Source organism: Arthrobacter sp. 05T410, assembly GCF_056396505.1.
The window spans coordinates 25,250-46,995 of the sequence record NZ_JBFTLP010000027.1 but is presented as its reverse complement, the minus strand read 5'-3'; the positions used below and the strand labels follow the sequence as shown (position 1 = coordinate 46,995).

Genomic DNA, 21,746 nt, shown 5'->3' with positions numbered 1-21,746 from the left:
AAATAGGCGGCCACGGCGAGCTCGCGCCCGTTCAGGGTCGCGTCCCCGATCCCGGTCACGCCGTCCTCGGTGGTGATCCGCAGGGTCACGAAGTTCCGGGAGGGGCTGGTGACGAACACTTCAGCGGCAATGATTTTCACAACAGGTCCTTTTCTGGTCTTTCGGGGGTGTCTTATTTGCTGGGCGCCAGCGGCGCGGCGTCCGCGGAACCGGTGGCGGAAACAGCGGCCGGCACGCCGGCGCCGTCGGAAGAACCGTCGCCGCCGGTGCGGCGGGCCTGGATCTCGGTGAGGATCCGGGCGTGCATGGCATCGGTAAGCGTGTACTTGGCCATGACGAGCACGGCCAGGATGGTCATGACGGCCGGCAGGGCGCCTGCGGCGATCTGGATGCCGAAGACGGCGTCGGGCGTCTGGACGGCGCCGGACTTGTAGCCGCCCAGGGCCAGGGCGTAGGCGGCGAGCGCACCGCCGACGGCCTGTCCGGTCTTGCGGGTGAAGGAGAACAACGCGTAGGTGATGCCCTCGGTCCGGACGCCGGTCTTCCATTCGCCGTACTCCACGGTGTCGGCCTCGAGCGCCCACACGACGATGTTGACCGCCAGCACGCCCACGAGGCTGATGATCAGGCCGGTGAATCCGATCCAGACCTGGCTTGCCGGGGTGAAGAAAACGATGGCGCCGCCAATGACCGTGAGCAGCGAGGAGAAGATGTAGACGCGCTTTTTGCCAAGGTTCCGGACCAGCTTCGGCATGAACCCGGCCAGCACGAAGGTGAGGACGAGCTGGGTGATGGACAGTACGGGGTACAGGTCCAGCCGGCCCAGGACATCGCGGAGGTAGTACAGCTGGACCGAGGTGAGGGCCAAGTAGCCGGTCAGGAAGAAGAAGGAACTCACGCACAGCATCAGCAGCGGCCTGTTGCCCTTGAGGGTGTCCATGCTCTGCTTGAACGTGACGTTGGGGACGGCGCGGTGGACCCGCTCCTTGGCGGTCAGGACGGTGAAGAGGTACAGGGCCGCGCCGATGACGACGAAGACAAGGGTGATGGTGGTGAACGTTGCCTGCAGGTTGGCGCCCGGCTTGATCAAAGGGGCCACGAAGATGCCAAGGGCGGAGCCGACCAGCATTCCGCCGATCATCCGGGCGGAGCCGAGCTTGGCGCGTTCCGCGGGGTCCTGGGTCATGGCGCCGGCGAGGGAGCCGTAGGGGATGTTGACCAGGCTGTAGGCCAGGCCCAGGGCTGCGTACGTGACGTAGGCGTAGAGCAGGGTGCCGGATTCGCCGAGCTCAGGGATGGAGAAGGTGGCCACGCTCAGCAGCAGCAACGGGATGGAACCGAACATGATGAACGGACGGAACTTGCCGAACCGCTTGCTGTAGGTCCGGTCCACCACGCGGCCGGCGAAGACGTCGGCGAAGGCGTCGAAGATCCGCACCACCAGCAGCAGGGTGCCGGCGGCCGCGGCGGAGATTCCGGCCACATCCGTGTAGTACACGAGCAGGAACATGGTGGCGGTGGTGAAGGCGAGATTGTTTGCGGCGTCGCCGGCGCCATAGCCGACGATGCTGAGCTTGTTCAGCTTTTTCATGATTGGGCTCCTTTACCCGTTGCCGGACCTGGGTCCGGCGAAAAATGTGCGGTGAGGCCTACGCCTTGGAGGTGCTGTTCTTGGTGCCGGCCAGTGCCGTCCACCGTTGGCGCAGGGCATAGGCGGCAGGTTTGGGCCGCCTGTCCCGGGTGAAGACGCCCTTCTTGTTGCCGTCCACGCGCATGATGCCGTTGGAGGTCTGGAAGTCCGCGAAGTTCCAGACCTGTTCACCGACCATGGCGTCGACCCGGTCGAAGACCCGGTGGTACATGGCCAGGAACGCTGCCTGGTATTCCTCGCTCCAGGGCTGTTCATAGATGGAGTGGAAGCCGGGCATGGTGTCCGGTCCGTACTCGGTCATGATCATGGGCTTGCCGTACTTGGCTTCCCACTCGCGCAGCTCCTTCTCGAGGTGCTGCTCGGCGGTTTCGAGGTCGCCGTTATCGACGTACCAGCCGTAGTAGCGGTTGAGCATGATCACGTCGAACAGGTCCCCGAGCAGTTCCTTGTCCGGGGTGTCGAACAGGACGTTGACGTAGCCGACGGGCCGGGTGGGGTCCAGGCTGCGGGTCAGCTCCGCGAGGGGTGCGAAGTACTCGCGGGCGCCCTCCTCGGAACCGTTGGGTTCGTTGGCGATCGACCAGATCACGACGGAGGGGTGGTTCTTGTCGCGGGCGACGAGTTCGGTAATCGCCTGCCGGTGGTTGGCGGCGGTGTGGGCGTCCACTCCGCCCTCGACGTAGGTCTTCCTGGCGATGCCGCCGAAGACGGCGCCGAAGCCCAGGTGCAGCCCGACGGCGGCGGTTTCGTCGATCACGACGATGCCGTGCCGGTCCGCGAACTCCATGACCTCCTCGGCGTAGGGGTAGTGCGAGGTCCGGAACGAGTTGGCGCCCACCCAGTCCAGGAGCTGGAAGTCGTTGACCATCTGGGCGTTGCTGTGGCCCTTGCCGATGGCCACGTGGTCCTCGTGCATGCCGAAGCCGGTGAAGTAGAACGGTGCACCGTTGATGAGGAATTCCTTGCCCCTGACTTCCACGGTGCGGACGCCGACCGGCAGGGTGTAGCTGTCCAGCAGCCGGCCGCCGTCGCGGATCTGCGCGGTGAGGCTGTACAGGTAGGCCGCGCCGGGCTTCCAGAGCACGACGTCGGCGACCGCCAGGGTGCCGCGGGCGCCGTCGGCGCGGGCGACCTCGACGCCGTCGGCGTCGCGGAGGGAAACGGTGACCGTTTCGCTGCCGGTTCCGCCGGCGGTGGCAATCGTGTAGTCGACGCTGCCGGCGGTTCCTTCGAAGCCGGTGACGACGGTGATGTCATCGACCGTGACCGCGGGGGTGCTGAAGAGCCAGAGGCTGCGGTGCAGGCCGGCGTAGTTGTAGAAATCGTGGAGGTAGCTCTGCTGCCGGCGGCCGTCCCCGGTGACGGTGATGGTCCCGGGCGGGATGGTGGCCTGCGTGAGCTCGTTGTTGACCGAGACCGTCAGGCGGAAGGCCTGTCCGGGTGTCACATGGTCCGTGATGTCTGCGCTGAACGGCATGTAGCCGCCGGTGTGCTGTGCCACCAGGGTGTCGTCCACCCACACCATGCCTTCGTGGGTGGCGGAGTCGAGGCGGACCTGGATGCGCTCCCCTGCCCAGCCGCGCGGGACGCGCACGTCGCGCTGGTACCAGACGTAGCCCACGTGGTCCCGGATGGCCTTGTCGGGGAAGACGTCGTTGTAGCTGGCCGGGACGCCCATTTCCAGTCCGGTTTCCAGGGGCGCCTTGAACCATTCGTCCCGGTGGCCGGAGCGGTCATGGTCGACCTTGAAGCGGTACAGGCCGTCGAGGTTGACGATCTCGCGGGTTTCGCTGGCCTGGGGCTTGAGCATTGGGAGGTCCTATCGCGTCTTTGCGGGCAGTGCCGGGGAGGGTTTTTAGGGTCCGGCCGCGGGGCCGGTTTGTGCTCTTGCTGTAATCCTAATCACTTGGCAATCAAATGGCAAGCGGTTGCCATCATTTTGTTGAAAGTTCATTGAAACTCCGCTGTTCATTGAAACACTGCTGCCCGGCTCCCGATGATCCGGGAGCCGGGCAGCAGTGCTTGCCCGCAGGGCGTTACGGGGAGACAGCCTGCTCCCCGAACGTTCCGCGCAAGCTTTCAATGAGGTCCACGACGGAACGGTCACCGGCCAGGGCCGGATCCACCAGGGCCAACAGTGCACGGGTCCGCTCGGCGCCCGCGAGCCGATTGGCTGCGGCTGCCTCCTCGGCGAGCGGATCCTGGAGCGCGGCCGAGGCGGCGCTGTAGTCCATCCAGGCGGCAATCATGAGCGCGGCCGCCGCGCCGGGCCTGCCCGCGGCACGCTCGGCCCGCAGCACCGGAACGGCGCGCATCCGCAGCTTCGTGCTGCCGTCCATGGCGATCTGTGCGAGGTGGTGGGCAATCCGGGCGTTGCCGAATCGCTCCAGCAGGGCGGCGCGGTAGGCCGGGATCTGCAGCTCGGCGGCATGTCCCGCCGGCCCGGACAGATTTGCCTCCGCCTCGTCCCAAAAGCTTTCAATGGCCCGCAGGCACAGCGGGTCTGCCAGGGCCTCGGCCACGGTGGTGTGGCCGCGCAGCAGGCCGGCGTAGGCCAGCAGGGAGTGCGCGCCGTTCAGGAGCCAGAGTTTGCGGTTCTCGTACGGCTCAATCTCGGCGACGAACACGGCTCCGGCGTCTTCCCAGCGCGGCCGCCCGGCGGGGAACTCCCCGCTGAGCACCCAGTTGGAGAAGGGCTCGGCCACCACGGGCGAATTGTCGCGGTAGCCGCACGCGGCCTGGACGGCGGCGATGTCCGCGGCCGTGGTGCGGGGAGTGATGCGGTCAACCGAGGTGCTGACGAAGCTGACGTTGGCGTCGATCCATCCGGCCAGGCCCGCGTCCCACGCCCCGGCCATGCCTGCCACGGCATTGTGCGCGACGGTGCCGTTGTTGGAAAGGTTGTCGCAGCAGACGACGGCGAGCGGTCCCGCCCCGGCAGCCCGGCGGGCGGCGAGGGCCAGCACCAGCCGGCCCAGCGGCGTCGCCGGGTTGGCGCTGCCGGACGCCAGCAGCGCAAGGTCGGCGGCGACGTCGGGCGCGGAGCGGTCAAGCTGCCCGTCGGCGCGGAGCCGGTAGGCCGCCTCGGTGATGGTCAGGGTGATCACCGCGGTGGCCGGCGCGGCAACCAGCTCCGCCAGGCGCTGGACATCCGCCCCGTCCACGGCTTCGACGATGCTGCTGACAACGGTGAAGGTGTCGCCGCCGTCGGCCCGGTTCACGATCGTGTAGAGCCCGTCCTGTTCGGCCAGCGCCAGGGCGGCGTCGGGGCGGCGTCCGGTAAAGGCCGCAATGCCCCAGTCCGCTGCGTCGGACGCCTGGTGGGTGTACCAGCCCTGGTGCGAGCGGTGGAAGGCGCCCAGCCCCAGATGGACGATCCGCACAGGCGCCGTCGCACCGGGGTGCAGGCGCCGGCTCAGTTGGGGAAGTTCCACGGCGGCCTCGACCTCGGATTCCTGTGCGGATGTCAGTTCGGCGCTCACAGTTTGAACACCCGTCGGGGTGAGCCGTCCACGACGTCGACGATCAGTTCATGGGCGCGGTCCTCGCTGACGCGGTGCTCCGCGACCAGCCTGGCCAGGAAGGAGGCCTCGATCCGGCGGGAGGCATCGTGGCGCGCGGGGATGGAGCAGAAGGCGCGGGTGTCGTCGATGAAGCCGGACGAGCGGGAGAATCCTGCGGTTTCGGTCACGGCCGAGCGGAAGCGCAGCATGGCGTCGGGCGCGTCCAGGAACCACCATGGCGCACCGAGGTAGACCGACGGGTAGAAACCCGCCAGCGGCGCGAGTTCGCGGGAGAACACGGTCTCATCGAGGGTGAAGAGCACCAGGTGGAAGTCCTTGGCGGTGCCGAAGTCCTGCAGCAGCGGACGGATCGCCTCGGTGTAGTTGACGGCGAACGGGATGTCGTGGCCGGTGTCGGCGCCGAAGGCGTTGAAGGTGGGTTCGTGGTGGTTGCGGTAGGACCCCGGGTGGATGGTCATGACCAGGCCGTCCTCCACCGACATCCGTGCCATCTGGTACATCATGTGGGCCTCGAAGTCGTCGCGGTCGGCCGCCGTGGCCTGGCCCGAGCGGGCGCGGTCGAACAGCCTGGCCGCGTCGCCGGCGTCGAGCTTGAGCGTTGCCGGGGTCCGGACGCCGTGGTCGGCCGAGACTGCGCCGTGGTCCACGAAGTAGCGGCGCCGGTTTTCCAGGGCGGTGATGTAGCCGGCATAGCCGGCGGCGCCGTCGCCCGCTGCCGCAATAAGCCGGTCAACATTCGCACTCCACGTGGGGTGCGCGATGTTGAGGTAGGCATCGGGGCGGAAGGTGGGCAGGACGCGGCCGTGGAAGGTGGGGTCCTCGGCGATCGCCGCGTGGCTGGCGAGGCTGTCCAGGGGGTCGTCGGTGGTGGCCAGCACCTCGATGTTGAAGTCCTTGAAGAGCTGGCGGGGACGGAAGCCGGGCTCCAGCAGCTTGGCGGAGATCGCGTCGTAGCTGGCGTCGGCGGTTTCGGCGCTGATCTCCTGCCGGAGGCCGAAGACGCTGCTGAACTGGGTGCGGAGCCAGTAGCCGGAGGCCGTGCCTTCGAAGAGCGGCCAGGCCTTGCAGAACTCGCGCCAGACCGTGCGGGAGTCCGGTTCCGCCGCGGCCGAGCCCCGGAGCCGGTCCAGCGGGACGCCGCTGGCGTGGATCAGCCGGGTGACGTAGTGGTCCGGGCTGACCAGCAGCGCTGCCGGGTCCGGGAAGGGGCTGTTGTGCTCGATGACGGCGGCGTCAACGTGCCCGTGCGGGGAAATGATGGGGAGGTCCTGGACGCGCTGGAGGAGGTCGCGCGCAATGCTGCGCGTTCCGGGATCCGCGGGCAGAAGCCGGTCTGGGTTGGCGGCAATCGACTGTGACATAGATCAATGGTCCGGCTTGCCTCCGGCATTTGTCAACCGGTTGCCAATAATTGCCATCAAGTTGCGGATGGCCTCACAGGTGTGGCTAGCCCGCGGGCAGCAGCCGCCCGCTCGAGCCGCGCAGCACCAGCTCCGTCTCGACGCGCAGCGTGGCGGCCGGTTCCCCCGCACCGTGCAGCAGATCAAGGAGCAGGGTCGCGGCACCGGCGCCGCACTCCCCCAGCGGCGAGCGCACGGTGGTGAGCGGTGGCGTGGTGAAATCCGCGCCGAAGATGTCGTCGAAACCCACGATGCTGATCTGGTCCGGGACCACCATGCCGGCGGCCTGGAGTTCCTGCATGAGCCCGATGGCCAGGAGGTCGTTGTAGGTCAGCACCGCCGTGGCGCCGCTTGCCCGGACGTCGCGCGCCACCTGGCGGCCGCCGTCGACCGTGGGTTTGGTGGATTCCAGCCGCACGGCTTCGAGCCGGGACCACTCGCAGGCCGCCTGCACGCCTTCCCAGCGGCGCGCGGACATCCAGGACTGCGGCGGCCCGGCAACAAAGGCAACCTTGTGGTGCCCGTTGGCGGCCAGGCTGCGGACTGCCTCGCTGATGCCCTTGTTGACGTCGGGAACCACGCACGGCACGCCGTCGACCTCGCGGTTGATGACCACCACCGGCTTGTCCCGGGCGATGGCGCGGATGTCGTCGTCGTCCATGCGGGGGCTGGCCAGGATGAGGCCGTCCACGGTGGCCATCATCCGGCGTGCTGCCGTCAGTTCGGTGACGCCGGACTCGGCCGACTCGGCCAGCACCAGGGTGTAGTCCCGCAGCGTGGCGGTCGTTTCCGCCCCGCGGATGATGTCGAAAAAGGTGGGGTTGGTGATGTCCGCGACGATCAGGCCGAAGGTGTTGGTGCGGCCGGTGGGCAGCGCGCGGGCGAACGGATTGACCTGGTAGTTCAGCTCGGCGGCCGCGTCCTCGATGAGTTTCTGCGTCTTGGCGCTGACCCGGCCGGGCTTGCTCAGCGCCCGTGAGACGGTGGAAGGATTGACGCCGGCAACCTTGGCAATGTCGTAGATGGTGGCGTGGGACTTTCCGGACCGCGAGTGCTTCTTGGCCGGGTCTGTTGTTGCGGCAGCGTCCGGCGTCTTGGGTTCAGTCACCGCCCCATCCTAACGAGGAAACAACCCAACCAGCCCCCAGCGGAGGCCGTTTTGAGTGCTCAAAACGGCCCCTGCTGCGGCGGGGCGGGGCGGGCTAGGAGCGCTCGGCGAACTTGCCCTCGTCCGCGATGCGCTTGTTCAGCTCGGCGAGGAACTCGTCCTCGTCGAAGTCCAGCGCCACTTCCGTGCCGGTCCAGCTCGAGAGATGGATGGCGTTGGCCAGCCGGACACCCTTGATGCCGTCCGATCCCGGGGCCAGCAGCGGCGTGCCGTCCAGGATGCTGGCGGCGAAGTTCGCCAGGACGCCGGAGTGCTGCGCGCCCCAGGCGGACTCGAACTCGATGACCTCGGTGGTGTAGTACTCGCCGGGATTCAGCTCGCCCATGAAAAGTTTGCGGACATCGTCCATGCCCATGCCGTCGCTGAGTTCACGCTCGGGCTTCTTCAGGCGGGTCACAGTGGCGGTTTTGCTGTTCTCCACCACGATCTTGCCCTGGTCGCCCAGGATCTCGAAGCGGTCGGTTCCCACGAGGTCGTGCGTCGCGGTGACGAAGACGCCCGTGGCGCCGTTGCCGTAGTCCACCACGGCAGTGACTTCGTCCTCCACGGCGATGTCGCGGCGGAAGCCGTAGGCCACCTTGGCGTAGACGGACTTCGGCACGCCGCAGATCCACTGCCACAGGTCCAGCTGGTGCGGGGCCTGGTTGACCAGAACGCCGCCGCCCTCGCCGCCCCACGTGGCGCGCCATTCGCTGGAATTGTAATAGCCCTGCGGTCGCCACCAGTTGGTGATGATCCAGTTGGTGCGGCGGATGCCGCCGATCTCGCCGCCGTCGACGATCTCTTTCAGCTTCTGGTACAGCGGGTTATTGCGCTGGTTGAACATGATGGCGAAGGACAGCTCGGGCTTGCCCGCGGCAAATTCGTTGAGCTCCCTGACCTGCTTGGTGTAGACGCCGGCTGGCTTCTCCACGAGGGCGTGGATGTTGCGCTTGAGGGTCTCGATCCCCATTTCCGGGTGCAGGAAGTGCGGCACGCACGTCACGACCGCATCGACGTCGCCGCTTTCCAGCATCGTGATGTAGTCGTCGTAGAAGGGCGCGTCGGGGTATCTGGCGGCCGCCAGTTCCTTTTTCGCGGGGTCGGTGTCGCAGATGGCGCCGATCACCATGTTCGGGACCAGGCCGTCGGTGATGAACTGGGCGTAGGCGCCGCCCTGCTGGCCCAGGCCGATGATGCCCAGGCGTACTTGCTTGCTCATGTGGTGGTTCTCCGTAGTCAGTGGGGGTGGGCTAGAAAAGGTCGGAGTGGCCGAGCGCCACCAGGTTGTCGTGGGAGGTCTGCAGCGCGTCCCAGACGGTGCGCCCGTAGAGTTCGTCCTGCTCCACGAGCAGGTACCGGGCGCCGGCGGCCTGGGCGGCCGGAACAATGGATGCGAAGTCCAGGTTGCCTTCGCCCACTTCAGCGAACTGGACCACATTCTTGAACTCGGTCATGAAGCCCATGATGTCCCCGGAATCCAGGAGCCCGAACGAGGACTCCGGCAGTTCTCCGATCCGGTAGTCCTTCAGGTGGACCATGGCCGTGCGGCCGGCGTACTTCTGCAGCGTCCGGACCGGGTCCAGGCCGCCGCGCTGCACCCAGTGCACATCGATTTCCATGCCCATGGCCGGGGAGTTCTCGGCAATGATGTCCAGCATGAATTTGCCGTCGAACTTCGCGAACTCGATGTGGTGGTTGTGGTAATACAGGCCCAGGCCCTGTTCCTGCAGGCGCTGCGCGTACTCGTTGGCCTGCTTGGCGAAATCAACGACTGCCGCGATTGACTTCATGGCCGGGAACGGCAGCATGCCGATCCGCAGGAGGCTGGAGTCCAGGCGTTTGGCGTCCGCCACGATCTTGTCGAAGTGCTCCGCCAGGGAGTCCCCGGGACGGCCTTTGGGGGTCTCCATCGCGACAGACAGTGCCGCGATGTCCATGCCCAGTTCGCTCCGGGCGCGGCCCAGCTCGGCGACGTTCTCGGGGGTCATCGGGATCTGGGAGATCTCGACGGCGTTGTATCCGATCGCGCTCACCTTGCGGAGCGTCTCGAACGCCCCCACTTCGGCGAAGCTGTCTTTCAGCATCATCGCTTGTACGCCAATTTTGGCCACTGTATTCCTCCGTGGTGTTACGGACCCGCAAGGGCCCTCGTTGCCGGTTAGGTGCTGCCGCCAGGGCGCCGGCCGTTCTGTCTGACGGCGCGGGTGGCCTCAGGCGAGGGCGCCCGCTTGTTCGTGCTGCATGCGCTGCGTCTCGAGCAGGCGGTGCCGGTCCGCGCGGCGCTGTTCCTGCCGGTCCGGGTCCGGGACCGGGGAGGCGAGCAGCAGCCGCTGGGTGTAGGGGTGGTCGGGGTCGGTGGTGACGACGCCGGCCGGGCCTTGTTCGACGATCTCCCCGTGGTACATCACGGCGACGCGGTGGCTGATGTGCCGGACGACGTCGAGGTCGTGGGAGACGAAGAGGTAGGACACACCGGTGTCCTTCTGGATCTGCAGGAACAGGTCCAGCACCCGGGCCTGGGTGGAGAGGTCCAGGGCACTGACCGGCTCATCGCAGACGATCAGCTTCGGCGAGAGGGCCAGGGCGCGGGCGATCGCCACGCGCTGGCGCTGTCCGCCGCTGAATTCGCGCGGCAGCCGGTTGATGGCGTCGGCGGGCAGACCCACCTGGTCCAGCAGTTCCCTCACACGCTTTTTGGCCGCCGCGGCGTCCATGCCCTGCACACCCAGTGGTTCGGCGAGGATGTCGCCGATCTCCAGGGCGGGGTTCAGCGAGGTGTAGGGATCCTGGAACACCACCTGCAGGTCACGGCTCAGGACCCGCCGGTCCTTGCGGGTGGCGCGGCTGATGTCCTTGCCGTCGAAGCTGATCTTCCCGCCGGTCACCGGGGCCAGCCCCAGGATGGCGCGGCCCAGGGTGGTCTTGCCGGAACCGGACTCCCCCACCAGGCCGAGGGTTTCGCCGCGGCCGATGGTGATGTTGATGTCCGTCAGGGCGCGAAAGGGCTTGGCCCGGAACTTCTTGCTGGGGTACTCGACGATCAGTTGGTCTACCGCGAGCAGCGGAGCGCTGTCGGTGGGGCTCATGCGACTGGCTCCTTCTGGCCGGTGGAAACGAGCATGGACATGGGTTCCTTGCCCTCAAGCATCGATGCCAGGAGCGTTTGCGTGTAAGGCTCCTGCGGATTGCGCAGGATGTCGCGGACGGATCCTTCCTCCACGAGCCGGCCGTTCTGCATGACAGCCACACGGTCGCAGAGGTCCGCCACCACCCCGAAGTTGTGGGTCACCAGGATGACGCCGATGTTCAGGCGCTGCTGGAGCTCGCGCAGCAGGTCCAGCACGTCCGCCTGCACCGTGACATCCAGGGCCGTGGTGGGCTCATCGGCAATAACCAGGTCCGGTTCGCAGCTGATGGCGCCGGCGATCAGGACGCGCTGGGCCATGCCGCCGGAGACTTCGTGCGGGTAGGCGTTGAAGGTCCGTTCCGGGTTGGCGATTCCGACGTCGGTGAGCAGCTTCAATGCCCGCCTCCTGGCCTCGGCCTTGGAGATGCCGAGGACGCGGACCATGGGCGTCACGAGCTGGTAGCCGATGGTGAAGGCCGGGTCCAGGTTGCTCATGGGCTCCTGCGGGATGTAGGAAATCCGCCTGCCGCGCAGTTTGGACAGGCGCTCCTGGCTGACGCGTTCCTCGCCCGGGGCAACGGTGTAGTTGCCATCGAACTGGATGGAGCCGGCCACGATGCGGGCATTGTCCGGCAGCAGCCCCAGGATGGAGAAGGCGGTCTGGGACTTGCCCGAACCGGATTCGCCCACGATGCCCAGGATCTCGCCGCGGTCCACGTGGAAGGAGACGTCGTCGACGACCTTCTTGATGGAGCCGTCTGCCTGCGGATAGCCGACGCCGAGATTGGTCACCTTGACCAGGTGGTGTTCGGTTCCGGGGTCGACGGCGGCCACTGACTTCCGCGACGGGCGCGCGGCGGCGGGCGCCGCCGTCGTGCGTTTGCTGATGCCGTTTCCCCTTGGCTTCTTGCGATGCGTGATCTTTTCGCCGTCTTCAAGGGCATCGCGGATGGCGTTGCCCAGCAGGACCAGGCCGCCGATGGTCAGCGCCATGGCCAGTGCCGGCCAGAAGAGCAGCGTGGGAGTGAGGTAGACGTTCTTGAAGCCCTCCGAGAGCATCACGCCCCAGGTGGCCTTGGTGGGGTCGCCCAGGCCGAGGAATTCCAGACCGGACTGAATGGCGATGGCCACGCCGGCGATCGCCGCGGTCTGGATGATGATGGGGGCGCGGACCACGGAGAAGATGTGGCGGGCGATGATGCTGAGGTCGGACAGCCCGGAGACCCGTGCGGCGTCGACATAGAGCTCGTTGCGCACCGACTGGACGGCCGTGCGGGTCAGCCGGAAGTAGGACGGGCTGATCAGGATGCCGAAGGCGATCATGGACATCCAGACCGAAGGGCCGAAGGCCGCCCGGATGGTCAGCAGCACGATCAGCCCGGGGAGGCTCATGAGGATGCCGACCACCCAGTTGGAGACTGCCTCGAATTTGCCGGCGTAGTACCCGGCGACCAGGCCGGACGGCAGGCCGATGGCAATGGCCACGCCCGCGCAGAGCAGGGCGGAAAGCAGCGTCAGCTGCGCGCCGTACAGGAGCCGGCTCCAGACATCGCGCCCGGCGCTGTCCGTTCCGAGGATGTTTACGGAGTCCGGGGCGGCGAGGGTCTTGGCGATGTTGGCGTAGTTCTGCTCGAAGGGCGCCAGGACCGGGGCGAGTACCGCCAGGAGCGAGATCGCCAGCAGGATGGTCATGGCAACGATGCCCAGCGGGTTCCTGAACAGGCGCCGGATGACGGTGGACCGGACCACGGTGCCGCTCTGGCCGGGGTGAATCGGAATGGCGGCGGATGCCGCGGTTGCGGCGGCTTCTTCGGAAGAATTGTTCATGACACACGTACTTTCGGGTTGAGCCAGCCATTGAGGATGTCCACCAGCAGGTTCACCACAATGACGACGACCACCGTGTACATCACGACGCCCATCACCACCGGAAGATCCGACTGGCCTGTGGCGGCGACCGCCATCGGACCCATGCCGGGAAGGGCGAAGATCTGCTCGATGATCACCACGCCGCCCAGCATGCCGATCAGCTGCAGGCTCAGCACCGTCAGGCCGGCCGGCGCGGCGCTGCGCAGGACGTGCTTGAACAGGATTTCCCGCTCGCCGATCCCGCGACTGCGCAGGGTGCGGACATAGTCCCGCTCGAGTTGTTTGATGACGGCGCTGCGGATCTGCTGCGCGCCCCCGGTGACGCCGTTGATCAGCAGGGCTATCACCGGAAGCGACATGGAATAGACCCACGCGTCGGCCCCGGAATCCGGGGAAATGGTGCTGGTGGCCGGGAACAGGCCCAACTGGATGGCCAGGATGGTGACCAGGACGACGCCGATCACGAACCCCGGAACGGAGTCGCCGATGATGGCGCCAACCTGGACCACCCTGTCCACCCAGCCGCGCTTGACCGCGGCGATGACACCGATGAGTGCGGCACAAATTGCGATCAGGATCATTGCGGCGAAAACCATGGTCATGGTCACCGGAATCCGGCTGGCCAGGGAGTTGGCCACCGGTTCCGAGGAGAACCAGGAGGCACCCAGGTTTCCGCTGAGGGCATCGGCCACCCAGGCAAAGTAGCGGGTCAGCAGGGGCTGGTCCAGCCCCAGCTCGTGTTCTTTCATCGCCACCTGCTCAGCGGTGGCCTGATCGCCCAGGATGTTCCTGGCGATGCTCCCGCTGGACATATAGAGCAGGAAGAAGGTGAGCGCCGAGACAACAAGCAGCACCACCAGCCCGCTGCCCAGTCGTTTCGCAATGAACCTGATCATGGTGTCCTACTTGGCGGGTGAGTAGTTGTAAATGGACGGAACGGCCTGCTGGATCTGGGGTGTGACGTCGACCTTGGCGTTGTGGTAGTACATCTGGTTGACGCGGAACAGCGGCGCGAACCAGGCCTGCTCCACCACGTACTTGTTCACTTCCTGGGCCAGCTTGCCCGCGTCAGCCCCGCCGTTGCGCACGGCGTCAATCTTGGCGTCGAGCTCCGGCGACGCGTTCTTGAACGGGTTGTAGAGCGCCTTGGTGGAGATGATCTGGTTGATGGCAACTGTCGGCTGGCCTTGGAAGAGGGAGAAGTACATGGTGGTGTACTTCTGTCCAGCCACATCGGAGGTGAAGGTGTTGGTGAGCGCGGCGCCAATCTTCAGGGTGATACCGACGTCTGCCAGCTGCTGCTGGACCACGGAAATCTGAGTCTGGAAGTCGGGGATGCTGGGGACTTCCAGGGTCACGCCGTTTTCATAGCCGGCTTCCTTGAGGAGCTGCTTGGCCTTGGCCGGATCGTAGCTGTAGTAGTTCTCCAGTTCTTCGGTCCAGGCGCCGCTGGCCTTGCCGAACGGCTGGGACGTCGGGGTGCCCTGGCCCAACAGGACCTGGTCGAGGATGGTCTTGCGGTCAAAGGCGTAGTTGATGGCCTGGCGGACCTTGACGTTCTGCAGTGCGGGGTTCTTGGCACCGTCACGGTCCAGGAGGAGCAGCCCCTGCCAGTCCACCTCGTTGGCGGCCAGCTTCATCTTGGCGCCTTCGGCCTGCTTGCCGTTCTTGGGGTCCAGGAGTGTGGCGTCCACCTGGCCGGAGACCAGGGCGTTGGTGCGGGCGGTCGGGTCGGTCAGGATCTTGAAGGTCAGCTTGGAGTACTTCTGCAGATCCTTGTTCCAGTAGTCCTTCCGGGCGGTGAACACGGTCTGGGAGTCCTTGACCGACGCGGCCTTGTCCATCACGTAGGGCCCGGAGCCCACCGGCTCGGTCTTGATGCCCTCGGTGCCGAGCGCCTTGGGGCTGCCCATCAGGCCGGCCGCCTGGCTGAGGAAGTACTCGAGGGCCGGGTCCGGGGTGCTGAGGTTGATGTCGATGGTATCGGCGTCCACAACGGCCACGTCCTTGACGGCATTGAGCTGGGCCATCTGCGGACCATTGGCCGTCTTGAAGTGGTCCATGTTGGCCTTGGCAGCCTCGGCGTCGAACTTTGCTCCGTCGCTGAAGGTGACGTCCGAGCGCAGGTCCACCGTCAGTTTGGTGTTTGCTGCGTTGTACTTCCAGGCCGTCGCCAGCATGGGGCTGAGCTTTCCGTCCGGCTCGCGCAGGATCAGGGTGTCGTAGACGGCCTGGTACGGCTGGAGGATATGGCCCACATGGGCCTGGGCCGGATCCCAGGACCGGACGTCCTGGATGGTGCCGAGCGTCAGGGACGTGGCTGTGGTGCCTGCGCCGCCTGCTGCGGCGCCGCCGCCACAGGCGGTGAGCGCGAGGGATGCGCTGAGGATGAGGGCAGCAGCTGCTGCCTTGGGACCGAACTTCATTGTTGGCTCCTTTGGATCGCTTCTCGAGGTCCGCTGCACGGACGTTGATGGCGGCAATGTGGCTTGGGCCACACCGCCGCTTGTGGGTTCAGCGTACGTTGGGTTGCCACATCTGGCAACCGGTTGTCATTATTTTTTGAATTATTGCGAATTCGGGCGTGGCCAAGCACTACGACGGCACCGGACGGAGACGCAGCGCGGCGCGCCTGAGGGGCGCACGTACTGGGCAAGCACGACGTTCGCAGCGGAGTGCACAAGCAGCGCAACGGAAGTCCGCATGGGTCGCGGCGGCGGCTTCGGTCAGGACACTTTTTCCTCAGAGCCGGGGTAGGACTGGCGGTAGAGTTCCTTCACGATCCGCAGCGACTTCGCCCCTTCGGCGGCGTCAATCCAGAACGGGCCCGGTTGCGCCAGTCCGGCATAGAAATCTGCGATCAGCAGGGCATGCGAAACGCCCCAGTAGGACCGGCCGCCGGATCCCTTGGCGCGTTCACGCACCACCTCGCTGCGCCCGTCGTCGTAAGTGACTGTCAGGTCCCCGCGCAGGCTCAATGCAGCCCTCTCGGTGCTGATGTCCAGCGTGACCGGTGCGTTGACGGTGTTAGCCAGGGTGGCGTAGAAGACGGAGCGCGCCCCGCTGCTGTGCAGCGCTGCGAACTCCGCCGTGTCCTCCACCTCGATGGTTTCTGCCAGCACATGGGTCGAGGCGCTGCCGGCGAGCGCGACGACGTCGCCCACCAGCCACTGCAGCAGGTCAACGGTGTGGATGGCCTGGTTCATCATCAGCCCGCCGCCGCCCTCGGCCCAGCTTCCGCGCCAGGGCCGGCTGAGGTAGTAATCGGCATTGCGGTGCCACATGACCGTGGCCGAGGCCCCCCGCACCTGGCCCAGCTCGCCGGAGTCCAGCAGCCGGCGCATTTCCTGCACCGGGGCGTTGTAGCGGTTCTGGAAGCACAGGGCAATTTTGGCCGTGCTGTCGGCAGCCGCGGCCAGCAGCCTTTCGCCCTCGGCCAGGGTGTGCGCCAGGGGCTTTTCCAGCACCACGTGGACCCCGCGGCGCAGGCATTCGATCGCTATCGCCGCGTGTTCGTGATGCGGGGTGGTGATGTGCACGACGTCGGGAGCTGCCACCTCCAGCATGTCGCGGTAGTCCTCGAAGCCGGGGACGCCGTGGGCCTCCTGCGCCGCCGCCCGGCGTGCCGGATCCGGGTCACAGACGGCCACCAATTCGGCGTCGTCCATCCCTGCAAGTGCTTCAAAGTGAACGACCGACACGTCGCCGCAGCCGATGATTGCCGCCTTTGGCATCCGGAGTTCCCTCTTTCCCTAGTGGTGGTGCATGCCTGCTAAAGAAGGCCGATTACACGAGTTCGATCTGGTTTTTCGCGGCCAGCGCGGCAAAGGCGCGGGCCGCGGTGCCGAAGGCCGCCGGGCCCGAGAAGCCGCCGAGTTCGTGGGCGCTGGCCAGGTGGGGTTCCAGCGAGGCGAAGCCGGCGTAACCGTCCGCCTTGAGGGCGGCGATGGTGGCGTCGAGTTCGCCGTCGCCCTCACCGGAGGGGACTACTTCCCCGGTGGTGGCGAGCGCGTCCTTGACCTGGAAGTACTCGAGGTAGGGGCGCAGCATGGCGTAGCCCTCGGTGTAGGGCTTGACGCCCACCTGGACGAAGTTGGCGTTGTCCCACGCGATGCGGAGCGCGGGCGAGTTCACGGATTCCATGATGTCCAGCACGCGCTGCGGGGTATCGCCATAGATGCCCTTTTCGTTTTCGTGCAGGAGCACGACGCCGGATTCCGCGGCGAGCGCCGCCAGCGCGCCCATACGGGCCAGGACGTCCTCGCGGATGTCTTCCGCGCTGCGCCCCTCGGCCCGGAAGAAGGAGAAAATGCGGACGTATTGTGTATCCAGCCCCCTGGCCACTGAGATGATTTGCCGGAGCCGTGCCAGCTCCTGCTCCACCGGCAGGCTCACGTCCACCTTCCCGATGGGGCTGGCCACGGCCGAGACCTTGAGGCCCTTTTCATCCAGGATTTCCTTGAGCCGGGCAACCTGCGCGGGCTCCAGCTCGGAGACGTTCGTGCCCCAGGCGCTGCGGACCTCGATGTGGCTTGCGCCCAGCGCCAGGAGCACGGCGGCCTGAACTGCCGGGTCCGGATCTATTTCGTCGCCGAAACCTGACAGCGACCAGACTGCGGGTGGTGTTTTGCTCACGCGGATCTCCTGGGTTTCGCGGCCGCCGCGGGCAGCTTCCGGCTCCGGCGCGGTGACGCAGTTCACAAACGGTGTGGGCCCCAGTCTAGCCAGCACCGCACACAAATGACAACCGGTTGCCAAATTCTGACAATCTGTGGCATGCTTTGCTGACCGGCCCTGTGGCGGCAATCACAGCCCGGCCACCCGCCCCGGCCACCTCGGCCCGGCCACCACGTTCAGAGAGGAGCGCCGTGGCGACGACGCAACCAGCAGCGGTGGACCGCCCGGCCACCATCCATGACATCGCCGCGCTCTGCGGCGTGGCGGCCTCCACGGTTTCCCGTGCCCTCTCCACGCCGGACCGGGTCAACATCAGGACACGGCAGCGGATCGAGGCGGCCGCGGCCCGGCTGCACTACACACCCAACAGCCAGGCGAAGGCGCTGAGTTCCGGGCGCACGGGCGCGGTGGGAGTCCTGGTTCCGGATATCACCAACCCGTTCTACTTCGACCTCATCAGGGGAACCCAGCTCCAGCTCAAGGCGGCCGGGTACACCCAGTTGCTGGTGGACACGGAAGAATCCGACGAGGTGGAGGCCAGCACCGTGGAGCAGCTGCGCAAGAGCGCCGACGGCATCATCGTTGCCGCATCCCGGCTCAGCGACGAAGCTCTGCTGAACGCGGCGGCGAAGATGCCCATGGTCGCGATCAACCGTGACGTGCCCGGCGTTCCCGCGGTCCTGATCGACACCCCGTCCGGCACCAGCCAGGCGCTGGACCACCTGATCTCGCTGGGGCACACCCGGGTGGCCTATGTGGCCGGCCCGACGACGTCGCAGTCCAGCGAACGGCGGTGGACCGCGTTGTCCGTGGCTGCCGAGGAACGCGGCGTGGAGGTGCGCCGGCTCGGTCCGTTCGCCCCCAAGACACAGTCCGGCGCGGCAGCCGCGGACGCCGCCGTCCACAGCGGGGTCACCGCCTGCCTCGCGTTCAACGACCTCATCGCCATCGGCATGCTCCAGCGCCTTCGCGAACGTGGCATCCGCGTCCCGCAGGACATGAGCATTGTGGGCTGCGACGACATCTTTGGCGCCGACTTCTGCAATCCGCCGCTGTCCACCATGGCCTCCCCGATCGAGCAGGCCGGCCGCGTGGCGGTGTCCATGCTGCTGGCCCAGCTGAACCCGCTCGCCGGCGGCGGCACCCGAAGCCGGTCCGTGATGCCCACCCATCTCACGGTCCGCGGCTCCACCGGTCCGGTGCGGCAGGCTCAATAGGCCCGGCGTCCGGGCCGGTGCCCAGTCAGTACCGGACAGGCGCCGGCCGGCGGTGCGGTTTTCGCGGCGGTTCCGGACAGGGGCGCCGAATTCGGACCGGCGCACCGGGGATCTAAGTCGCAACGGTCCGAAACCGTAGCCGCCGTCCGGAACCGAAGCCATTTCGACGCCGGATCCGCCCGTCAGCCGCCGGCCCGGGCGCAATAGTTGAGCGTTGTTGACACCGCTGACTAGGCTGTGAGGCATGCGTGAACTCCAGGCGAAGATCATCGAGGAAATGGGCGTGCAGCCCCGGATCGACCCTGCCGGGGAGGTGCGCAAACGCGTGACGTTCCTGAAGGAATACTTGGCGGCCACCCACACCAAGGGCTTCGTCCTGGGCATCTCGGGCGGCCTGGACTCCTCCCTGGCCGGGCGGCTGGCCCAGCTGGCGGTCGAGGAACTCGAGGCCGAGGGCACCGAGGCGAACTTCGTGGCCGTGCGGCTGCCCTACGGCGTCCAGCATGACGAGGACGACGCGCAGGCGGCCCTGGACTTCGTGCGAGCCAAGACCGAATGGACGTTCAACATCTCGGCCGCAGTAGATGGCTTCGAGGACGAGTTCGAGAAGACCGTGGGCGCGGAGATCTCCGATTTCCACAAGGGCAACACCAAGGCCCGGACCCGGATGATTGCCCAGTACGCCCTGGCCGGCGAGCACAACTACCTGGTGATCGGCACGGATCACGGCGCCGAGTCCGTCACGGGGTTCTTCACCAAGTTCGGCGACGGCGGCGCGGACATCCTGCCGCTGTTCGGCCTTAACAAGCGACAGAACCGCGCCCTGCTGGCGGAACTCGGCGCACCGGCCCGGATCTGGGAAAAGGTTCCGACGGCGGATCTGCTGGACGGCAAGCCGGGCCGCACCGACGAGGACGAACTCGGCCTGGGCTACGACCTGATCGATGACTACCTCGAGGGCCGTGACGTACCCGATGCCGCTGCCGAACGGATCGAGGCGATGTACCTGCGGACCCGCCACAAGCGCACAGTCCCGGTGACGATTTTCGACACCTGGTGGAAATAGCCTGAGCCGAGAGCCCCCGGCCGGGCTGCAGGCTCGCCCCGCGGGGGGTCCAATCACGGGATCAGCACGAGTTTGCCCCGGACATGGCCCGCGCGGCTGATGCCCAGTGCCCGGGCCGCATCGGTGAGGGGAATCCGTTCCTGGATGCTGAAGCGGAGCTTTCCCCCGGCCGACAGCCGGGCCGCCTCCGCTACCCGTCCGTCCAGCAGCCTGACCGGTGCAATTCCGGCGGCGTTGGCCTCCTTTCCAGGCACTGTGGTCACCGCGGCGCCGTGGCCGCCGAGCAAATGGACCGTCGCCGTCGTCGTCTCCTCCCCGCCAAAGGTGTCCACGACGGCGGTGATGGTGCCCAGTGCGCGGACGCGTTCGACGAGCCCTTCGCCATAGGCCACAGGCACGGCGCCGAGGCCGCGCAAGTAGTCGTGGTTCTGCTCTGAAGCGGTGCCGATGGTCCGGGCGCCGAGGTGCCGTGCTATCTGGACCGCCGCCGAGCCGACCCCGCCCGCTGCGCCGTGGATGAGGACCGTGTCCCCCATGCCAATGCCAAGCTGAACCAGCGCCGAATACGCTGTGCCGCCAGCTATCGCGACGCATGCCGCCTGCTCAAAATCGATGCCCGCGGGCTTTGGCGTCAGCTGGTCGACCGGAAAATTGGCCACGGCACGGTAGGCCCCGGAAATGCCATTCCAGATGACGTCGTCACCCACCTCATAGCCGGTCACGCCGGGGCCAACGGCGGTCACGATTCCTGCCGCCTCACAGCCGGGAACTGCAGGGAAGTCCAGGGCAAGGTACGGCTCCAGGTAGCCGGCAACGACTTTCCAGTCCACCGGGTTGACGCCGACGGCGCGGATTCCCACCTGGACCTCGTTCTCCCCCGGAACCGGCGGTTTCTCCTCGCCAACGGTGACGACGTCCGGGCTGCCATAGTGATCGAAAGAGATCTTGATGTCTTTCACGGGGCTTTGCTCCTTCGGCTCGACGCGCTGCGGCCTGTGCTGCCAGCTTCTGGCACAAGCGGCGGCTGCGCAAGAGTCGCCCGGCAAGTTGAACTGTCCGAAGCAGCCCGAGCCGAACCGGGGCCCGTGACGAGGGTCAGGCGCCTGGCGAGCGGGTCAGCAGCGTGGAGATCCGGTGCGCTTCTTCCAGGAGCAGCCGCCCCAGCTGCGGACGCCGGTCCTCCCGGAAGCGCGGTTCGATGCCGGTCAGGGACAGCGCCCAGGCGGGGCGCCCCCGCTGGTCGAAGACCGCCGCACCCATCCCCCAGCTGCCTTCCAGGACCAGCCCCGGATTGACCGAATAGCCGGCCTGCCGCGTCGCTTCCAGGTTCTCCCTGACCAGTGCTGCGGTGTGCGCGGCCGCAAAGCTGCCGGCATGGGCTGCCCAGTTAGCGAGCAGTTCTTCCTGCTCTTGTGCCGGCAGGAAGGCCATGATGGCGGTGCCGGCGGAGGCGACGCCCAGCGGGAACCGCACCCCCTCGTGCAGCACGAAGGAACGGACCGGGAAGCTGCCTTCTTCCCGGAGCAGGCACACGGTCTCGTTGCCGCGGCGGATGGAGAAGAAAGCGCTTTCGCCGGTCTCTTCGGCCAGGCGGCGCAGGCTCGGCCTCGCGATGTCCTCCAGGGGGAAGCGCGCCGAGGCCACGGACCCCAGCAGCAGGATCTCCGGTCCCAGGACCCAGTTGCCGCTGCCCGGGTCCTGGTCCAGCAGCCCCTCGGCCGCGAGCGAGCTCAGCAGCCGGTGCACGGTGGGCCGTGTCAGGCCGGATTCGCGCACGAGCTCCACCAGGGGGCAGCCCTCCGGCTTCCGGCCGACCAGGCGCAGCAGGCCGGCTGCCCGGCTGACCACCTGGGCGCCCTGGACGGGGGTTGTATTCATTGCTTGCCTCACGTCGGCCCGGAACTGAATGATGCTTTCTCCCACGCTGCTTTTACCCAATTTCACCATCAGGTATCCACATAATGGATAGTCCTAAGGGTAGCGTCCACACTGTAAATTCCGCCAGTTAGCGGCGAGACTCCACGTTGACAGTGGTCTGTGACACACCATAGGCTCCTTCTTCAGA

The 21,746-nt window shown here is 66.9% G+C and carries 17 protein-coding genes and 1 pseudogene; 2 read left to right on the top strand and 16 right to left on the bottom strand.

Going from position 1 to position 21,746, the window contains the following annotated elements:
• The 14 genes and pseudogenes from AC1DFR_RS20445 to AC1DFR_RS20380 form a co-directional block, all read right to left on the bottom strand.
• Positions 1 to 140, bottom strand: a pseudogene (locus AC1DFR_RS20445) (bifunctional D-altronate/D-mannonate dehydratase); the annotation flags it as partial.
• A 32-nt stretch (positions 141 to 172) separates the two neighbouring features.
• Positions 173 to 1,591, bottom strand: a complete 1,419-nt coding sequence (gene uidB, locus AC1DFR_RS20440) for a glucuronide transporter (RefSeq protein ID WP_476874330.1) — start codon at positions 1,589 to 1,591, stop codon at positions 173 to 175.
• Between the two features lie 58 nt (positions 1,592 to 1,649).
• The gene (gene uidA / locus AC1DFR_RS20435) at positions 1,650 to 3,461 is read right to left on the bottom strand and encodes a beta-glucuronidase (RefSeq protein ID WP_476874329.1); all 1,812 of its coding nucleotides are present in this window, start codon (positions 3,459 to 3,461) and stop codon (positions 1,650 to 1,652) included.
• A gap of 226 nt (positions 3,462 to 3,687) precedes the next feature.
• Positions 3,688 to 5,133 (bottom strand): mannitol dehydrogenase family protein, encoded by a 1,446-nt coding sequence (locus AC1DFR_RS20430; protein ID WP_476851814.1) that lies wholly within the window; start codon positions 5,131 to 5,133, stop codon positions 3,688 to 3,690.
• Complete coding sequence (gene uxaC / locus AC1DFR_RS20425) at positions 5,130 to 6,536, bottom strand: glucuronate isomerase (RefSeq protein ID WP_476859411.1); 1,407 nt, start codon at positions 6,534 to 6,536, stop codon at positions 5,130 to 5,132. The genes AC1DFR_RS20430 and uxaC overlap by 4 nt, the downstream gene beginning before the upstream one ends.
• Positions 6,537 to 6,621: 85 nt before the next feature.
• Entirely contained in the window at positions 6,622 to 7,683 is a 1,062-nt protein-coding gene (locus AC1DFR_RS20420; protein WP_476859412.1) for a LacI family DNA-binding transcriptional regulator, read from the bottom strand.
• Between the two features lie 94 nt (positions 7,684 to 7,777).
• The gene (locus tag AC1DFR_RS20415) at positions 7,778 to 8,944 is read right to left on the bottom strand and encodes a Gfo/Idh/MocA family protein (RefSeq protein ID WP_476874328.1); all 1,167 of its coding nucleotides are present in this window, start codon (positions 8,942 to 8,944) and stop codon (positions 7,778 to 7,780) included.
• Positions 8,945 to 8,975: 31 nt separating this feature from the next.
• Positions 8,976 to 9,812 carry a sugar phosphate isomerase/epimerase family protein gene (locus AC1DFR_RS20410; protein ID WP_476874327.1) on the bottom strand — a complete coding sequence of 279 codons (837 nt, stop codon included), beginning with the start codon at positions 9,810 to 9,812 and terminating at the stop codon, positions 8,976 to 8,978.
• Positions 9,813 to 9,935: 123 nt separating this feature from the next.
• On the bottom strand, positions 9,936 to 10,811 hold the full coding sequence (locus AC1DFR_RS20405) for an ATP-binding cassette domain-containing protein (protein WP_476859415.1): 876 nt from the start codon (positions 10,809 to 10,811) through the stop codon (positions 9,936 to 9,938).
• Positions 10,808 to 12,679: a dipeptide/oligopeptide/nickel ABC transporter permease/ATP-binding protein gene (locus AC1DFR_RS20400; protein ID WP_476872360.1), complete on the bottom strand. Its 1,872-nt coding sequence runs from the start codon at positions 12,677 to 12,679 to the stop codon at positions 10,808 to 10,810. Before AC1DFR_RS20400 ends, AC1DFR_RS20405 begins: the two co-directional genes overlap by 4 nt.
• On the bottom strand, positions 12,676 to 13,617 hold the full coding sequence (locus AC1DFR_RS20395; RefSeq protein WP_476856218.1) for an ABC transporter permease: 942 nt from the start codon (positions 13,615 to 13,617) through the stop codon (positions 12,676 to 12,678). Before AC1DFR_RS20395 ends, AC1DFR_RS20400 begins: the two co-directional genes overlap by 4 nt.
• Before the next feature lie 6 nt (positions 13,618 to 13,623).
• Positions 13,624 to 15,147, bottom strand: a complete 1,524-nt coding sequence (locus AC1DFR_RS20390) for an ABC transporter substrate-binding protein (RefSeq protein ID WP_230008163.1) — start codon at positions 15,145 to 15,147, stop codon at positions 13,624 to 13,626.
• Positions 15,148 to 15,447: 300 nt separating this feature from the next.
• A complete protein-coding gene (locus tag AC1DFR_RS20385; protein ID WP_476874326.1) occupies positions 15,448 to 16,455 on the bottom strand; it encodes a Gfo/Idh/MocA family protein in 1,008 nt (335 codons plus the stop codon).
• Between the two features lie 52 nt (positions 16,456 to 16,507).
• Positions 16,508 to 17,356 carry a sugar phosphate isomerase/epimerase family protein gene (locus AC1DFR_RS20380; RefSeq protein ID WP_476851822.1) on the bottom strand — a complete coding sequence of 283 codons (849 nt, stop codon included), beginning with the start codon at positions 17,354 to 17,356 and terminating at the stop codon, positions 16,508 to 16,510.
• 233 nt (positions 17,357 to 17,589) lie between these two features.
• On the opposite strand from AC1DFR_RS20380, the gene AC1DFR_RS20375 reads away from it, so the two are divergent.
• Both AC1DFR_RS20375 and nadE read left to right on the top strand, forming a co-directional pair.
• A complete protein-coding gene (locus tag AC1DFR_RS20375; RefSeq protein ID WP_223914562.1) occupies positions 17,590 to 18,615 on the top strand; it encodes a LacI family DNA-binding transcriptional regulator in 1,026 nt (341 codons plus the stop codon).
• Between the two features lie 244 nt (positions 18,616 to 18,859).
• Entirely contained in the window at positions 18,860 to 19,681 is an 822-nt protein-coding gene (gene nadE, locus AC1DFR_RS20370; protein ID WP_476874325.1) for an ammonia-dependent NAD(+) synthetase, read from the top strand.
• 53 nt (positions 19,682 to 19,734) lie between these two features.
• On the opposite strand, the gene AC1DFR_RS20365 is transcribed toward nadE, so the two are convergent.
• Both AC1DFR_RS20365 and AC1DFR_RS20360 read right to left on the bottom strand, forming a co-directional pair.
• Entirely contained in the window at positions 19,735 to 20,640 is a 906-nt protein-coding gene (locus AC1DFR_RS20365) for an NADP-dependent oxidoreductase (protein ID WP_476874324.1), read from the bottom strand.
• A gap of 136 nt (positions 20,641 to 20,776) precedes the next feature.
• A complete protein-coding gene (locus tag AC1DFR_RS20360; protein ID WP_230010098.1) occupies positions 20,777 to 21,559 on the bottom strand; it encodes an IclR family transcriptional regulator in 783 nt (260 codons plus the stop codon).
• Positions 21,560 to 21,746: the final 187 nt, after the last annotated feature.

Bases quoted from the DNA above. Each gene is read 5' to 3' on its own strand.
- AC1DFR_RS20405 (WP_476859415.1), bottom strand. From the start codon at position 10,811: ATGAGCCCCACCGACAGCGCTCCGCTGCTCGCGGTAGACCAACTGATC.
- AC1DFR_RS20415 (WP_476874328.1), bottom strand. From the start codon at position 8,944: ATGAGCAAGCAAGTACGCCTGGGCATCATCGGCCTGGGCCAGCAGGGC.
- nadE (WP_476874325.1), top strand. From the start codon at position 18,860: ATGCGTGAACTCCAGGCGAAGATCATCGAGGAAATGGGCGTGCAGCCC.
- uxaC (WP_476859411.1), bottom strand. From the start codon at position 6,536: ATGTCACAGTCGATTGCCGCCAACCCAGACCGGCTTCTGCCCGCGGAT.
- AC1DFR_RS20395 (WP_476856218.1), bottom strand. From the start codon at position 13,617: ATGATCAGGTTCATTGCGAAACGACTGGGCAGCGGGCTGGTGGTGCTG.
- AC1DFR_RS20360 (WP_230010098.1), bottom strand. From the start codon at position 21,559: ATGAATACAACCCCCGTCCAGGGCGCCCAGGTGGTCAGCCGGGCAGCC.
- AC1DFR_RS20410 (WP_476874327.1), bottom strand. From the start codon at position 9,812: ATGATGCTGAAAGACAGCTTCGCCGAAGTGGGGGCGTTCGAGACGCTC.
- uidB (WP_476874330.1), bottom strand. From the start codon at position 1,591: ATGAAAAAGCTGAACAAGCTCAGCATCGTCGGCTATGGCGCCGGCGAC.
- AC1DFR_RS20400 (WP_476872360.1), bottom strand. From the start codon at position 12,679: ATGAACAATTCTTCCGAAGAAGCCGCCGCAACCGCGGCATCCGCCGCC.
- AC1DFR_RS20390 (WP_230008163.1), bottom strand. From the start codon at position 15,147: ATGAAGTTCGGTCCCAAGGCAGCAGCTGCTGCCCTCATCCTCAGCGCA.
- uidA (WP_476874329.1), bottom strand. From the start codon at position 3,461: ATGCTCAAGCCCCAGGCCAGCGAAACCCGCGAGATCGTCAACCTCGAC.
- AC1DFR_RS20385 (WP_476874326.1), bottom strand. From the start codon at position 16,455: ATGCCAAAGGCGGCAATCATCGGCTGCGGCGACGTGTCGGTCGTTCAC.